The organism is Rhodopseudomonas sp. BAL398 (assembly GCF_033001325.1).
Lineage (GTDB): Bacteria > Pseudomonadota > Alphaproteobacteria > Rhizobiales > Xanthobacteraceae > JARJEH01.
On the sequence record NZ_CP133111.1, the window covers coordinates 1,720,013 to 1,736,130 of the forward strand.

Below are 16,118 nucleotides of genomic sequence, written 5' to 3' on the forward strand. Positions count from 1 at the left end.
TCTTGTTCAAATTGCATTCGCAGCAGATCAAACGACCCGCCAGCGAATGGTGAATAGGGGCTCGGTTTCCGTCTGCTGCGCCAGGCGCCGCTCCAGCTGGTCGATCAGCGAATCCCGCCTCCCCATGATCTCGTCCTCCACGGTGAAAATCTCCTGCCGCTGGCGGCGTTGCTGGCGCTCCAGCTTCTGGATTTTTTCCTGGATGCTGTGTTGCTCTTCAAGCGTCGCGGCTTGCCGCGCCTGACGGCGCAACGCCTTGATCTGCTCTTTCGTGTCGGCCAGCGCCTTCTCGGCTGAAAGCACCATGTCATCGGCCCACTTCTCAAGCTTCTCGCGAGCCTGGTTGAAGTGAGCGCTGTTCTGTTCAAGCGAAAGGCTGATCGTTGCCTTGGCGTGGCGCTGGGCTTCTGCTTCAAGCCGGTTGGCTATCGCGTCCGGGATAAGCGTCGGCGAATCGACGTGGCCCGAGCAGCCAAACAGCTTCTCCATGGTTTCCTGATCCAGCGTCGCGCCATCGTCGTCAAAGCCGGAGAAGAGGAGATACTCCTCCCGTTCATAGGACTCGATCTGCAACCGCGTCAGAACGAGATGGCCGGATTTGCCGCGGAGTGCTTCGACGACGTGGAGGCGCGTGGCGTGGTTCGTGACATCGAATGTGATGACGGCCGCGGGCGCTTCGAGTGATTTTCCGCTTTGAACCACCTTCTCTCCGAGAGGGTGCGACAGGCGATAGAGGAAACGGCTCGGTTCCTCGCTCCGATCATGTCCAGGCTCCGGCTGGGACTTCGAGATGAGATGATAGCGGCCCGGCGAAATCTCGAGACTCGGCGAGACCTTGAGATCGAACGCAAGCGCAGCTTCATCGAAGCGGGCACGATCCGCCAGAATAAATCGCGTCAACGACCAGAAGCGCTGGCCGACCCGGTCGAGCTGAGCTTTGGCGTCGGCAAGCCGAATTCGCAGCCGTTGGTGAACATCCTCATCAAAGCGCTCGAAGAGCTTGCGGCGCGTATCATCCATGCGGGCACGGATGCTCTCGTCCATTTCCGCCTGGAGTTTCTGGAACGCCGCCTCGATCTCGTCCGAGGTCCGGCATTCCTGATAGATCGCCAGTATGCGCTTCTCGAAATCGACCCCGGATTCGATACTGCCCAGCACCTCGTCCGACGCACCGAACACCCCATTGAAAAGGCTGAATTTCTCGCCCAGCAGTTCAAGAACACGGCGATCGGCCTCGTTGCGCTCGTTCAGGAAGTTGATCACGACGACGTCGTGCTTCTGCCCATAGCGATGGCATCGGCCGATCCGCTGTTCGATCCTTTGCGGGTTCCAAGGCAGATCGTAGTTGACGACCAGCGAGCAGAACTGAAGGTTCACGCCCTCCGCTGCGGCTTCGGTCGCGAGCAGGATCGTCGCACTATCGCGAAAGTGCTCGACCAGTGCGGCGCGGACGTCAATGGCGCGCGAACCCGAGGAACGGCCGGTCAGTCTGTTCTTTGCAAGCCAGGCTTCATAGATCTGCGTCGCTTCCGGACCGGTGTTGGTCCCATTGAAAACTACGACCTCGCCTTTGTAACCGTGGCTCTCGAGGAAACTTTTGAGATAGTCCTGCGTCCTGCGGGATTCGGTGAAAAGGACAGCTTTCCGCGCAGCGCCCGTTTCAGCCATCTGCGCAAAACCAATTTCCAGAGCCTTGAGAAGCGTCTCGGTCTTCGTGTCGACAGGAATACTCCGCGCCCGCGCGCCCAGGCGATCCAAGAGTTCGATTTCTTCCTTCAGCTTCGCCCGGTCGATCGGCCCGGCGACGGGTTCCGATGAATCTGGATCGGCGTCATCTGCGAGGATATCGTCGAGCAGCTCATCTTCGATCTCTTCTGTTTCGATAAGCCGTTCGGCAAATTCCGGATCGTCCTTGATCTGCTCGTCGCGGAGCGTTTCCAATCTCGCGCGCAAGGTGTCGAGCGTGCCGGCGATGGCCAGCGACGACGAGGCCAGCAACTTCCTCAGGATAAGAGCCGTAAGGTGTCTCTGGCGCTGTGGGAGTGCGTAGCTGTTGGGGCGCTGCAAGAAGGCCGAAACTGCCTCATATAGCGAATGCTCGGCGTCGCTCGATGTGAAAGGGCGCGTGATGGCTCGCCGCTCGGTATAACGAACGTATTCAACTACCTGATTGCGCAGCGTCCTTTTGCAGAACGCCGCAAGCCGTTGTCGCAAGTCGGTCATACTGCTTCCGGCGCTGGCATAGCGCGCCCGGAACGCATTGATGTCGCCGAACAGGTGATCATCGATGAGCGTCGAAAGCCCGTAGAGCTCAACCAGCGAGTTCTGTAGCGGCGTCGCCGTCAACAGCAGTTTCCGGCAATCCTCTGTGGCCCAGCGGATGCCCTGACCAACTTTATTGCTGGGACGATAGGCGTTCCGGAGTTTATGTGCTTCGTCGATGACAACCAGATCCCACGCAATTGCTTTGATCTCCTCACGCAAGGCACTGGCATAATTGAACGAGACGATGAGAACACCCTTCTCGTTCAGCGGCGCACGGCCGAGCCGGAGTTCATCCCGGTAGGTCTTCGCATCTAGAACCCGGGACGGAAGATTGAACTTCTCGGAAAGCTCCAATGCCCATTGCTTCCTGAGCGAAGCCGGGCAGATTACCAGCAGCCGACGCTTTCGCTCGGCCCAGAATTGGCAGAGGACAATTCCCGCCTCGATCGTCTTGCCCAGGCCGACTTCATCGGCGAGCAAGACGCCCTTTGAAAGTGGCGATTCAAGCGCGAACAACGCCGCCTCGATCTGGTGAGGGTTCAGATCAACTGCGGCGTCGAAGAGCGACATTGAAAGCCGATCCAAACCGGTAGCGGCTCGGCGGGTCAGATCGTGGGCAAAGTATTTGGCGTGGTAAGCCGTCAACGTCATTGATCACCCTTCAACGGGTGGCGCTCGCCCTTCGGTGGCTCATTGTCCGTGCCTTCGCTTCCCGCCAAGCGCTCATATTCCTCAAACGCGATCACAACTACGACTGCCCTGCCGTGCTTTTCGATTGCAATGGGTTCCGCACGCGCCAGATCGATCAGGCGACCAAAGCCATTCTTTGCGTCACGTGCAGACATCCGTTGCATTGCAGACCTCCAGATTCGGAGCTATTATAGCCATTATGGCTCTAAGCGGTACCTCAAAAGTTCCGTTTTTCCGATCCTCGCGTTGGCGATCGGGCTCACGCAGGAGCCGGAAGAGCAGCCGCTCCAAGGCGAAGCGGGTCAGAATAAGATCGAAGGTCTGGCCGCTTGTCTTGGAGATCTGCAACAGGCGGGCGCGAACCGAGGCGCCGATGTTCTTGATCTCCTTAGCCATTGGCAGTCAGCGCCTCGAGATAGGGCCGAACGACCGTGGCGACCGTTCCTCGCTCAGCCTGCCTGGCAATCTCACCCGGCGTCGTCTTGCGCTGGCGCAGCGCTTCCTGAAGGCCTTCGATCGCCACGGACAGGCCAATCTTGTTCCGATATCGGAAGCAATCGGCGATCGTCTTTGCGACGCCGAAGACCTTCACGGCCACCCCCTCGACAGCGTGGGTTTCAACACCCTCCGTCAGCAGACGATCTGTGAAACGTACCAGCCGAATGGGCGTGCCGTCGGGTTTCGGGGACCAGTCCTTCTGACCTACGGCGAGCCAAACCTGCCTCGGGAGCTGATCAGTCAGACCATGGAAAGCCAGGGCCGAAACGAGGCAAACCACGCCTTTGGGAACCCGTTTGGCGGCCTCTGCGAGACTGTGGTGAACGTCGAGGGGCGCATCGGAAAGTTGATAAAGTCCTCGCGCGAGTCGAAGCACCTCGCCGTCGCGTTCCATGCGACTCATGGTGGCGGCTGTTACGCCGGCCTCGCGCAGCTCTGCCAGGCGCGAAATTCCGCGCGCGGTCAGCACGGTATGGGCAATCTGGCGTTGGGAGATGGATGGTGGCACGATACGGAAACTCGGAACATAGGACCTATTATCCGAGGTTTTGTATCATCATCCTTCCTAGGAGGAAAGACGCGAATAACGAAGTATGAAAGGATCGAAGTCGCCAGTCGCCCCAGTACCACCCCCTTCGACCCCGACGCAGGGCATCACCGTCAAACCGGCAGAGCCATTCGAAGTCGAGCATCTCAATCTGGAAATGCGGCGCAGACGCGGCAGTGGCTCGTCGGAGAACCGTATCAGCTTGCTCAGCTGCAGAGCTAATTGCGTGCTTGGCTTCGGAGGCATTCAACAGCCGATTTGATTGCATCGTTCTGCGGCTGCAGCATTCCCCATTCTTTCCAGAAATCGCGCGTCGCGCTGTCCGGCGTGACCTTTGGAATGTCGAGCTTTATACGCGTCGGCAGGAGAACGGCGTCGCCCAAAAGTAGAGCTTCGCCAGTATCAAGCAGCGGAAGAATACTGGTTAGCCCCGCCAGTGAATCCGGCATGAGGCGTTTGATCACACCTTGGTCGGTCTCGTTGGTCAGCCGCAAGGCCAGGAAATTATTGCACTGGCTCAGGATGGTCCGGCTAACGTCCGACGGGCGCTGGCTGACGACCAAGAGCGAAAAGCCGTATTTCCGGCCCTCTTTGGCAATTCTCTCGAACGAGCCGAGCGCCTGCCGCTGCACGGCATCAGCATCCTCACGAACCGGTAAATAGAGGTGAGCTTCATCGCAAAGCAACGTCACCGGGGTGCGGGTTTTCGAGTTCATCCAGAACTGGACATCATAAAGAAGACGGGCCAACGTCCCCGTCACAACGGGAAGCACGTCTGCTGGAACCTCCGAGAAGTCGATGATTTTGATACCGGAGCCACCGTCGGAGGCTAGTAGTTTCAGGACTTGGCTCGCCAGCCAGTCGTATGCCATCGCCTGGGGCGGTGGCGTAAACATGAAGCCATACCTTCGGTCATCGAGCTTCGCTTCGAGGCGCGACAAGAACCGCGTTAGCTTATCCTCCCATTCACCTTTGACTGGTCCGGTCTTACCCATTCCCTTGGTTGTATTGTCGGTGTCCAGAAGCTGAAACAGCTTGCGAACGTCGTACGGAATAGGCGAGTCCACGGTGAACGTCTTCTTCACCGTGTCACGCTTCTCGGCATCCAGCGTCTGGCCCTTCAGCGTCCGGACATGAAGCGTGAATCGTGATGCTTGGTTTGGCGCGTTCTGGTCGCTCCGGTCTAAAATCATCGACAACATCTCGTCGCGGTTCAAGAGCCAATACGGCAGGAATAGAACGTCATCGCCCGGCTTCTCAAGGTCGCCGGGGCCGGCAATACGAAAACGCTGCGCAAAGCCTCCCACGGTCTTGTCTGCCAAGGGAGCATATTCACCATGCATGTCGAACACGATGATGTTTGGATATTTTAGTTTAGCGGCACGCTCCAATATTAACGCCACCGCCCAACTCTTGCCCGAGCCGGTACTTCCTAAAATGGCCGCGTGCCGTTGGAAGAACTTGTCGCCGCTGGCTATCGCATCCGCGGAGCGGTCCGCAACGAACGTGCCAAGCTTGAGGCGCTCGTCGGCCGAAAACCCGGCGCCAAGGATGCCCATAAACCGCTGAAGGTTTGCCCCCTCAATGACAAAGCATTCGCGGTCAATCTGCGGAAAGCTGTCAGCGCCGCGCTTGAAAGTATTCGCCTTGGCGCCCTCAATAGTCCGAAAAGTACCGATAAGCACCGCTTGGACGAGGTCGGTCGGCACGGCCGCCAGCAACGCCCCGTCTTCGCCAGCGTCTTCAAGGTCAGGTAGTTCTTCACGCATGCTTCGTGTCACGCGCTCGGTCATCGAAATCAGATACTCGCGCTCCGTCGCTCCCCGAATAGCGATGAGCTGACCGATCCCTATCCGGGTCAGGAGCACCGAATTGGTCACGTCGATCGCGACCCGACTCGTGTCAACGGACGCTACGCGGCCGATTTTATCGTCTTCAGCAAACTGGAGCGCGGCATCGGTCATGGTTCAAGCACCTCTGAAATGAATGCACCGAGGTCCCACAGCGCTAGATCCGGTACGAAGAATTCCGTCTTGTCGACGAATACCGACGAACCGTCTTTGCCGGCGACAGACACGTGTTGGATGGCAATGACATTGGCATGATCTCGCGCCAGCTTCAGAGCATTGTCCGAAAGCGTATGCGTAAGCAGCAAAGTCGGGATGCCGCTCTTAATCCGCGGCGTAAGATGGGTTTCAAGATGGTCATCGTTGAAGCCGTACCCGAGGACCAGGAAACGGCTGGCCTTATCGATCGCCCCGTTTGCTCTCTCCCGGTGTCGATCGAACGGACTATCGTATCCGTTTCGAAATTTATTAAGACCTGGCGTGATGATCAGTCGAGGCAACGGCAAATCGCCCGCGTAGCTGACTGGCTTACCTTCTCGATAGTACCAGTCCAGGCTCCCATGCGGTTTGAATACATTCACCCTTTGCCGGTAGCGATACTGAACGTTCTTCCCCTTCAGCGAGACCTCTCGGCAAAAGCTAAGCCGGCTTTCCTGCTCGTTCAGATGGCCGGCAAACTGGCCGACAAACAAGGTATCCACACCAAGCCCAGCTTCTTCCGCTGATATCTCGATCAGCCGGTCATAATTCGTCGTGATCACAGGTACGCCGGTCGTCGGCTTCAGCAAATGCTTCAGCAGCTTTGTGAACCGCAGCGTGCGCGTCTTGTTGAAGACCTCGGTTACGATCTCACGCTCGCGTTGGGCGATCAGCTCCGCGGTCTTTGCGACAATGGCCGCCTCAAGTGTCGCGCTCGGCGGTTTAGCCAGCAGCGACGCCTCGAGTCCGTTTGCGGCGATGAGCGGTGACAACTCGGCCCACAGCTTCTTATCGTCGTCCGACAGGCTTGCCTCGATCGTCGCCTGCAAATATCCGGCGAGCGCACTCATGCCCGGGAGCCCTTCAGCGCATGAGAGGCCTGACCCCACGACGGTCACCAGACCGTCAGTGAAATGGCGTTGAAGCAGTAATTTGAGATCGTGCAGTTCCAAGTGCCCCCCGGCAAAACGATCTAGTTGCTTATTTATTTCCGCAATACTTGGTGGCGGAACGTGCGCTATTCAAGGTAGCAATAGTAGCAGCAAAAGCTCCCACCGAGCGAGAAGCGCGCAAGACCGCACCCGCTCCGCGGAATTGGCGCTCGAGTCGTAGATCGAAGATGCCTCGCGACGCCACGTTCTGCCGAAGGTGGGCCAGCGCGATCGTTCAAAGCGCGCGCGGAAGCTACGCGTTGGCTGTTGGCCACCGCATTTTGCCCCTTCCGACACGCAAGACATCCACGAGCGTAGTTTTGCCCGATATCCTTCCCGAGAATAGACTCGGCTTTGGATCGAGGGCAGCCTTCCTGAATGATGCAAGACGCCGATAATCTGGCGTCGCAAGCCAGGTGCGCCCGTCGCCCGCGTCGGTCACGATTCGATAAAGTCCTGGTGGCGGTACAGCAGTCCCCGCAGGCACATCGAGCAGCCGCTTGTTACGCTCCACAGTCCATTTCTGGATGCCGCCACTGAGCGCTTCTGTCCTGAACCTGGCCCAGAGAGCCGCTGTTTCAGGCGTCGGCCAGTCGCCAGCGTCGGTGAACGCGGCAATCTCGTCGGATTCAAGCCAGGCTCGCATTTCCGCTGGCGTCACGAAGACCGGGTCGGTGCTTTCGATGGCCACCATGGCTGCTCGTCGCGACGGCAACCCGGCGCGCACCAACATAGACATCATGAAGCGGGGCACACCCGTTTCCAACGATGCTGCCCCTCCGCCAGGAATGATATCGGGGGACCAGCCGAGCGACACACGTCGCGTCCTGATGGCTTCGAGGGCCCAAACCAGCCGATACGTGAATGCCTCTTCGACCACACGCATGTTCTCAGGGCCGATCTCCGAAACATCAATTCCCGAGATCCACTGCCGGAGAATGGATTTCCAATTGCTTGGCAGCGCGTTCTTCTTGTCCGGAATAAACGGACGCATGACCAGAAGCCGCTCGCCAAGGCCGGCCAGCGCTTCTGAAAGTTCCTCCACATCACCAGGAAGTGACGCCATATCCGCTCGATCGACCAGTGCTCCGAGTTCATCTGCCATCGCATCGATCGTCAGTCCGGCCTCAAGCCCGACGCCCATAGCGAAGTGTCCCTTTCGGGCCTGCGGCGTTGTCGATGTCCAGATGAGGTTGGCGCGGGCCTCAAAAACTTTCTGATGCAGCGCTTTGGTGGCCTCTCCCTCACGCGAGATCTGCCGTGCCCACAACGATCCCCTCAGCGCCTCATCGAGTAGCTTCGGAAGGTCGGCGCGATCAGCATCCAAGGCTTCGATCAACCCGAAGACGGTGGCATCAAGACGCTCCACAAGCTGCGACAGTGGCTCCTCGTCGATGGCCTCCTCGCCATCGCCTCCATCATCGCCGGTTTCCTCGTCGTCAATCGCATCATCATCGCCGGATACGTCATCGGCCCCGTCTGCGAGCACCGAGGCCAAAGCAGCTTCTTCGGCGTCCGACTTCCAGGCATCCCGCGCATTAGCGAGATATTCCCAAGCATCAGCCCGATCCAAAACGCCTTCGCGGCTCAGTCGCTCCAGAATTTCCGCGACGATCTGGATTAGGCCGCTTTTCAGGGTCCGCGCCTTGGACGACGCAACGAGTGTGCGCCATTCTTTGCTCCGCCAATCAACCTTGTCGAACATGACATGGACAATCAGGCCCTCGACGTCGACGAACGCCCGACCGGCGCGGCCAGCGACATTGGCGAACTCCTCGCCGGTGATAAGCGCGCCCGAACGATAAAGCGCCGGAACAAGCAGTACGGCTGCGTTGAGGTTGAGGCCTTGCGATAGCGTCGGCGACGCGACAATGACCTTCAGTACGCCATCCGACAGCAGGACTTCCAGTTCCCGCAAAAACGGGCTTGGAAGACGCCCGTGATGGATGGCGACGCCCAACCTCAAGCAAGCCACCGCCGGGTGCTCCTCGCCCAGCCATTCCTTACCGACCTCAAGCGCACGCGCGATGGCAGGCTCATCCTCAAGGAGCGACGCCAGATAGCCACGCTTACAGAGGTCGACCACCCGCTTGCCGTAGCCCTCAACCCAGTTTGCCTGTGTGGAGAAAATAAGGGTGCGCTTTCCCTGCCCGGCAAATTCCCACGCAGCAAACAATGCGAGCTGGCCTGCTTCGCGTGGATAGGGCTTCTTCTCGCGCCCCAACGCGGCCTTCCGGAGAACGAACTTGTCGATGAACGGGCCGTTCGCGGTTAGATCGAGCGTGAGCCGCGCATCTCTCGCTCGCCACGTCAGCATACCGAACCGCTGGCGGGTCGGACGCCAATCCGACCGAACCGGCTCACCGGGCTGGTCACTCCGTATCCATGCGGTCAAGTCGTTCAGTTCGTCGCCGCTTGGAAGGATCGCCGAGAGACAGATGATCCGTCGGTCGGCAGCATCAGTTCGCCTAAGCAGGCGCTGGACAAGAGTCTCATATCTTATCTCTCGCTCACTCGGGCCAATCATGTGTCCCTCATCGAGCACGATCAGACCCACGTCATCGATCAAGCTGGGATCGCTACGGAGTGCGAAATCCAGCTTCTCCGGCGTGGAAATCACGATTTCCCGAGAGCGAAGCGCATCCTCGTCACCCGATGATAATCCGCTCGCCCCGTAGAGCGACGAGACGCTGAACCCCAAAGGGGCGAAGGTTTTCCTGAACGAGCGCTCCGTCTGAGCCGAAAGCGCTCGGAGGGGCGTAACGATGAGCACGCGCCGAGCCGCGGAAAGCGTCATCAGCGCCGCGATTTCCGCTACGCGTGTTTTTCCGGCGCTCGTCGGAAGAGCAACAACCAGATCGTCCGTCATGTCTGTCGACCGCCGAGCCGCCTCACGCTGCGAGGGCCAAAGCTCGACCTCGGCGCTTTTACGAGCAAACAACGAGCTGACGAACAGGTGCCGAAGTTCGGAGTATCGCTCCTCTGCCCCGTCGGGCGGCTGCACCGGCAGGTTTTGATGCAGTGAATGGGCCCACAGGTCGTCGATGAGATGACGGCAGAGGTTGGAAATCCACCAGAGGGGTACGTTCTCGGCGTTGTCGGCCAAGCTGATTCCTGCGGCTAGGAGCGAACGCGCGACCTCCAAAGGCTCTTCTTCGCCAGTCTCCAAAGCGAACTCGAAGAACGCCAATGCACGGCAAATCGTCGTATTGAGGATCGTCGCCAGTACATCGTCCGAGTCAGCGTCGTCGCCCGATAGGGCCGCAGACACCTGCGCATCGCCATGGGCATCGTCCGTCAGCCAATCGCGGACGAACCCGCGGAGCCGATCAAGATCCCGAAGGATCAACAACATCACTGCGGTCTCACCTGGCGCGGAGTTGAGATCCTCGGGCGCTTCATTGAAAAGCGAGTAAGCAACCGCCGAGTAACCTGCCAAATGATAGGCGGCGGCAGCTATTGTTCTCCGGAACCCCCGATCCGTCGCCCCTGGATCGGCATTACGCACAAGGGCTTCAAACGCATTTGCGGCCCGTTCGAAAGCCTTGCTGGTGAGCGGACTCGCGCCCTCGCGGCCCCGTAGCGCCATGGCAGCCCGAAGCAACGCAAATCCATGCTCCGCAAGATCCGTGTCGATTGTGGCCCCGAGGGCGGGTGCGTTGTCCGGCAAAACACCATCGGTTCGCATCAGCGACCACGCCGTCCCCCGGTACAGAAGCCGACGTAGGACGCCTTCTTGGGTCGCGCTGGTCAGGAAGGTCTGGAGTTCCTCAATCGTCTCCAAGGTTTTCCACCTCTTCGAACGTCTCCTTGATGAATTCCTGGTGATCCTGGATACGAAGATTCACAACGAACTGATCTCTGTTCGTGCTCGCCCCGTCCAGATCCTCCTTCAACGCCGCCGGCGGCGCGTTTCCCGACATCGTGAAAAGCATGTGATCAATGCGATCCGCACGGAGGGCCTTGAGCCCGACCTCGTCGCGGATAGTTCGGCCAAGCTTCACGTCGTCCTCATCCGCACTTTCCAGCAACCGATTGGCGACGAAAAGTAGGGAATCCGGCGTGCAGCGGCCGTTATCGCGATTGAGGACCTTCCGGGCGTTGGTGACCGTGGTCTTCCCAAGAACCTTATTACTCTTGGCCTCACCCTTCAGAAGCCACAACTCTCCATCGTTACCAGGCCCATACCCCGCGCCGATAAAGTCATCACCACGAAGGGCCATGTTGCGCCCGTCCTTGTACCGCAATCGCCGCACCGGGACGCGAAGGCCAATCTCCTCCTCGACCAGCTCGGTTGCGAGTATCTCGCCGAGGTCGCCCGATCGAGATGTTGGCGTCTGGGGAAGTTCGGCTCGCAGAATCTCCGCGGCAGTCTTGAAGCCGAGTCGAGCTACGTCGTCTGCGATGCGCTCGAGCCGCTCGTAATGCGAACGCACGGTTTCAGCGAGTGCATCGCGGATTTTGTCGCGGCCACCGTCTTTCTCGACAAGCGTCCAATACTCCTTGCGCTCGTTCTTTTCCTTGGTGGCATCACACCACGTCTTATATAGCAGCACGCGACGCCCATCCCCCTGTAGCGCCGACGCGAGAAATACTATGCGATCTCAGTTAGAACGACCCCATTGTGTCGATCAATTGAAAATTGCACCTCGCCGGCCAGACTCGATCCAACGACAATACATTAACAACCTCTGCGCGTCTTTAATCACTTCCGGGTCGAACGGTCTCGACGTGCAGGCTACCGACCGGCGATGGACGCAGCAGCTCAGTTTCGGGCTTGGTCAGATAGATCCAATGAGCCCAATCGCCCGGCTGAAGCACGACGACCTGCCTGTCATGATAGGGACCAACGGCGGGGCCTGGCTCCGTCGTCAGCATCGTGAAGACCGGCGACGCGTTGGCCTTGCCCTCACGCCAGATACCGGCGATCGCCAAAAACGACGCATCGTTCAGCGTGAAGTGGTGTTTCGCCTTCGGGTATTTCTTGCCCGTGAACTCAAAGAAAGCCGACGCGGGGATGAGGCAGCGGTTGCTCTTGGCGAAGCTGCGGCCTTCGGAGCGGAAGTTGAAGACCGGTCCGCCGCGAGGACTCGATGGCGGAAAGCTGAAGTTCATCGCCACCAGTTCAATGCCGTTGCCGGCCGCGCGCATGACCGGCCCCATATCGTTGATCTTGATGTCGTCGGCCTGTGGAAGATCAAGCTCGATTTGCTGCGTTGGAACGCCGAGTTCCAGCGCCTGCATCATGTCGCAGTATTCTTTCCACCGGATATGCTGCTCATAATCATTGCCACATCTACTGTAACTTAGGACGATCGCACCAAAATTTCGAGCCATGCACCCATGCAGGTTCTCCTTGAGCATCATGGGTCGGTTTTCGAAGCAATGCCGAGCCGGCCCGTTCCCTGAGGGGAAAGCCTTCCCCTGCGTCCGAGCCTTCGGTCTCGGCCGACCCCTTCTGCGGGGAAACCCCGCAACGCCCTGAGAGTGAGAGAGCGGACTGTTTTCCGTGACGGGTTGAAGGTTGGAGAAGAGGTCTCCGGCGCCCGTCATGGAGATTGGTCCCATGAACATGCAGGTTCTCGACGCCCGCCGTGACTCGAACGGCGGCTACAAGGTCGATGTGAGCCGGGGGGAGCGGATCGGCCGCGTCTCGTCGGAATGGTTTTCTCGCCCCGCCGATGAGCGCTACCTGTCCCTGACCGAGTTGGGCCGTGCGGTTAGCGACCGCGCCGAACGCAGCCGGACGCGCGTCGTAGAGAGCGCACTCGTCCATGTAGAGGCGAACCGCAACGATCCGGAACGGCTGGCGCTGATCCTCCCGGGCACCGACACTCCCATCGCGCCGACACATTGGTCCTTCGGCCAGCTCGCCAGTCTGGTCGGCGCACCAGCGGCCTATTTGCGGCAGCTCCCGGCCGCACTCGCTGGCATCAACCTGCAATATGGCCTCACCTCCAATCGGGCGGAGCAGATCAAGACGCTCGAAACCGACAACGGCCGCGTCGAGCTTCGCGCCGTCACCGGCCCCGATTATGGCCGCATCTTCGACCATGAACTGGTCGAAGCGGTCCAGCGCATCGCCGGCAATGGCACGGGCGACACCCGCTGGAAGGTTCCGGGTGTGCTCGATTGGTCGACCGGGATCTATAATCCGTGCGTCGACATCACCAAGGACACCACGACGCTCTACGCCTCCGATCGCGACGTCTTCCTGTTCCTGGTCGACGACCTGAACCCGATCGAGGCCGGGCGTCTGCCGGACGGTTCGCCGGATCTCTACTTCCGGGGCTTCTACTGCTGGAACTCCGAGGTCGGCGCCAAGACGCTCGGCATGGCGAGCTTCTATCTGCGCGCGGTTTGCCAGAATCGAAATCTCTGGGGCGTGGAGGATTTCGAGGAGATCACCATCCGCCACTCCAAATATGCGGCCAATCGCTTCGCGCACGAGGCGGCCCCGGCGCTGCTGAACTTCGCGAACTCCTCGCCCCTACCATTCGTCAACGGCATCAAGGCCGCCCGCGAGCGGATCGTCGCCAGAACCGACGAGGACCGCACCGACTTCCTGCGTCGCCGCGGCTTCTCCAAGGCCGAGACCGGCAAGATCATCGACAGGGTGCTCGCCGAGGAAGGCCGGCCGCCGGAGTCCATCTTCGATTTCGTGCAGGGCATCACCGCCGTCGCGCGCGAAAAGCCTCATCAGGACGCCCGTCTCGACATGGAGGGCAAGGCCAAGAAGTTGCTCGATCGAGCTGCCTGATTTCCGCGAAGCCGGGGATGCGGTTTTCCGTGTCTCCGGCTTTGCGCTTCCGTGCCTTTCAGGTTTGCCGGTTCGTGGCGCTGCCCCCTTTAGAGGAAGAGGGCGGCGCTTCGCTTCGTGACGGGTTGGAGGTTGAGAGAGAGTCTCTCGGCCGCCCGTCGCGGAGTAAATCCCGATGGCTACTGCCGTTCAGAAGATCATCCTGTCGTCCTCGCGCGACATCCCCTTTAACAAGCTGGTGCTCAGCCAGTCCAACGTCCGGCGCGTGAAGGCCGGCGTCTCGATCGAGGACCTGGCGGCCTCGATCGCCCGGCGCGGCCTGATCCAGAGCCTCAGTGTCTTCCCGGTCGTTGATGCCGAAGGCGTCGAGACCGGCATGTTCGAGGTGCCCGCCGGCGGCCGCCGCTTCCGCGCGCTCGAACTGCTGGTGAAGCAGAAGCGTCTTGCCAAGGTCGCTCCAGTCCCGTGCGTGGTGCGCGATCGCGACGGCGCCATCCTCCCCGAAGAGGTGTCGCTCGCCGAGAACATCGAGCGCGCGCCGCTCCATCCGCTCGATCAGTTCCGCGCCTTCCACGACATGCTGACCAAGGGCATGACCGAGGAGGAGATCGCCGCGGCTTTCTTCGTGCCCATCAACGTGGTCAAGCAGCGGCTGCGCCTCGCAGCCGTGTCGCCCGCGCTGCACGACGTCTATGCCGACGACGGCATGACGCTGGAGCAGCTCATGGCCTTCACCGTCTCCGAAGATCACGAACGTCAGACCCAGGTCTGGGACGCGATCAAGGATGCCTGGTCGAAGGAGCCCTATCAGATCCGGCGCATGTTGACCGAGACCACGGTGCGCGCCTCTGACAAGCGCGCCGTCTTCCTCGGCATCGACACCTATGAGGCGGCAGGCGGCATCGTCATGCGTGACCTGTTCCAGGCCGACGATGGCGGCTGGCTGCAGGACGTCGGGCTTCTCGATCGCCTCGTCGCGGAGAAGCTGAAGGCCGCGGCCGAGGCGATCGCCGACGAAGGCTGGAAGTGGATCGAGGTCGCGGGCAGCTTCCCCTACGATGCCGTGCGCGGTCTTCACGAGGTCTCCGGCGCGCCGATCGATCTGTCGGCCGAGGAACAGGCGACCATCGAGGCGCTCACCGCCGAGCAGGCCAGGCTCGAAGCCGAATATCAGGACGCCGACGAACTGCCCGATGAGATCGACGAGCGTATGGGCGAGATCGAGACGGCTCTGGCCGCGTTCGACGATCGCCCCGAGCACTTCGACCCGGCCGACATCGCCATCGCCGGCGTCTTCGTCAGCATCGACGCCGACGGATCGCTTTCGGTCGATCGCGGCTTCGTTCGGCCCGAGGATGTGCCTCAGGTCCGGACCGATGGCGAGGAAGGATCGGAGACGGACACGGAATCCGTCGACGCCGGTCGCCCGTCGGTGCAACGCGCCGTCATCACCATCGGCGGCCAGCCTGCCGAGTCCGATGAGGACGATGAGGACGACGGCATCAAGCCGCTGCCCGAACGCCTCGTCATCGAGCTGACCGCCTACCGCACCCTCGCGCTGCGCAATGCCGTGGCGAACAACCCACACATCGCCATGACGGCGCTTCTCCACAAGCTGGTCTCGGACAACTTCATGACCCGCATGTACACGGGCGCGATGGAGGCGGGGGTGAAGCACATCTTCTTCCCCGTTCAGGACGAGGCGCTGAAGGACAGCCCTTCCGCGCGGGCCGTGCAGGAGCGTCACTACGCCTGGGCGAGCGACATCCCGAAGGACGACGACGCCCTTTGGGATTGGGTCGCCGGTCTCGACGATGCCAGCCGTATGGCTCTGCTGGCACACTGCGTCAGCTATGGCGTGAACGCGCTCTATGAGCGGCCGAATCCGCACAGCGCGGGCGGCGTGTCGCAGCACACGCTCGACATGAGGCTTGCGCAGGCCGACCGGCTGACGCGGGCGACCGGGCTCGACATCGTCGAAGCCGGCTGGCGCCCGACCTTCGGCAACTACCTCAACCGTGTCACCAAGCCGCGCATCCTCGAAGCCGTCCGCGAAGGCGCCGGCGAACGGGCTGCCGAGCTTATCGGTCATCTGAAGAAGGGCGACATGGCCAAGGAGGCCGAGCGTCTCCTGGCCGATAGTGGCTGGTTGCCCGAGCCGCTTCGGCTTGCCGACGTTGACGGCGATCCGGCATCGGACGCGGACGGAGGCGAAGAAGCCGAGGGGGCCGAATTGCCTGACTTTCTCAGCACCGACGATGACTCGGAACCGCCGGCCGATAGCGAGGACGACGAACGTCGCCTCGTCGCCGCCGAATGAGCCGCTCGCGGGGCGGCTTCGGCCGCTCCGCAACTTCCAATCCCATCCACTCAGAGCCCGG

The 16,118-nt window shown here is 60.5% G+C and carries 10 protein-coding genes and 1 pseudogene; 2 read left to right on the top strand and 9 right to left on the bottom strand.

All coding sequences use genetic code 11. The features are described from left to right. Nucleotides 1–27: 27 nt before the first annotated feature. The 9 genes and pseudogenes from RBJ75_RS08255 to RBJ75_RS08295 form a co-directional block, all read right to left on the bottom strand. A complete protein-coding gene (locus RBJ75_RS08255; RefSeq protein WP_044413818.1) occupies nucleotides 28–2,916 on the bottom strand; it encodes an SNF2-related protein in 2,889 nt (962 codons plus the stop codon). After that, the gene (locus RBJ75_RS08260; protein ID WP_080901098.1) at nucleotides 2,913–3,119 is read right to left on the bottom strand and encodes a type II toxin-antitoxin system Phd/YefM family antitoxin; all 207 of its coding nucleotides are present in this window, start codon (nucleotides 3,117–3,119) and stop codon (nucleotides 2,913–2,915) included. The genes RBJ75_RS08255 and RBJ75_RS08260 overlap by 4 nt, the downstream gene beginning before the upstream one ends. Nucleotides 3,120–3,198: 79 nt before the next feature. Next, a pseudogene (locus tag RBJ75_RS08265) lies at nucleotides 3,199–3,351 on the bottom strand (nucleotidyl transferase AbiEii/AbiGii toxin family protein); the annotation flags it as partial. Then, nucleotides 3,344–3,961, bottom strand: coding sequence for a type IV toxin-antitoxin system AbiEi family antitoxin domain-containing protein (locus RBJ75_RS08270; protein ID WP_044413828.1), 618 nt, complete (start codon nucleotides 3,959–3,961; stop codon nucleotides 3,344–3,346). The gene RBJ75_RS08270 and the pseudogene RBJ75_RS08265, both read right to left, overlap by 8 nt. A gap of 257 nt (nucleotides 3,962–4,218) precedes the next feature. After that, the gene (locus tag RBJ75_RS08275; RefSeq protein ID WP_044413831.1) at nucleotides 4,219–5,964 is read right to left on the bottom strand and encodes an ATP-binding protein; all 1,746 of its coding nucleotides are present in this window, start codon (nucleotides 5,962–5,964) and stop codon (nucleotides 4,219–4,221) included. Next, on the bottom strand, nucleotides 5,961–6,998 hold the full coding sequence (locus tag RBJ75_RS08280) for an SIR2 family protein (protein WP_044413834.1): 1,038 nt from the start codon (nucleotides 6,996–6,998) through the stop codon (nucleotides 5,961–5,963). The genes RBJ75_RS08275 and RBJ75_RS08280 overlap by 4 nt, the downstream gene beginning before the upstream one ends. 232 nt (nucleotides 6,999–7,230) lie before the next feature. Then, a complete protein-coding gene (locus RBJ75_RS08285) occupies nucleotides 7,231–10,761 on the bottom strand; it encodes a DEAD/DEAH box helicase (RefSeq protein ID WP_044413837.1) in 3,531 nt (1,176 codons plus the stop codon). Then, the gene (locus tag RBJ75_RS08290) at nucleotides 10,748–11,533 is read right to left on the bottom strand and encodes a DUF1837 domain-containing protein (RefSeq protein ID WP_044413841.1); all 786 of its coding nucleotides are present in this window, start codon (nucleotides 11,531–11,533) and stop codon (nucleotides 10,748–10,750) included. Before RBJ75_RS08290 ends, RBJ75_RS08285 begins: the two co-directional genes overlap by 14 nt. Before the next feature lie 145 nt (nucleotides 11,534–11,678). Next, nucleotides 11,679–12,314 carry an SOS response-associated peptidase family protein gene (locus RBJ75_RS08295; protein ID WP_080901101.1) on the bottom strand — a complete coding sequence of 212 codons (636 nt, stop codon included), beginning with the start codon at nucleotides 12,312–12,314 and terminating at the stop codon, nucleotides 11,679–11,681. 229 nt (nucleotides 12,315–12,543) lie between these two features. On the opposite strand from RBJ75_RS08295, the gene RBJ75_RS08300 reads away from it, so the two are divergent. Together RBJ75_RS08300 and RBJ75_RS08305 are read left to right on the top strand one after the other, a co-directional pair. Then, nucleotides 12,544–13,737 carry a DUF932 domain-containing protein gene (locus tag RBJ75_RS08300; protein ID WP_276156706.1) on the top strand — a complete coding sequence of 398 codons (1,194 nt, stop codon included), beginning with the start codon at nucleotides 12,544–12,546 and terminating at the stop codon, nucleotides 13,735–13,737. Nucleotides 13,738–13,912: 175 nt separating this feature from the next. After that, the gene (locus RBJ75_RS08305; protein ID WP_044417137.1) at nucleotides 13,913–16,057 is read left to right on the top strand and encodes a ParB/RepB/Spo0J family partition protein; all 2,145 of its coding nucleotides are present in this window, start codon (nucleotides 13,913–13,915) and stop codon (nucleotides 16,055–16,057) included. Nucleotides 16,058–16,118 lie beyond the last annotated feature (61 nt).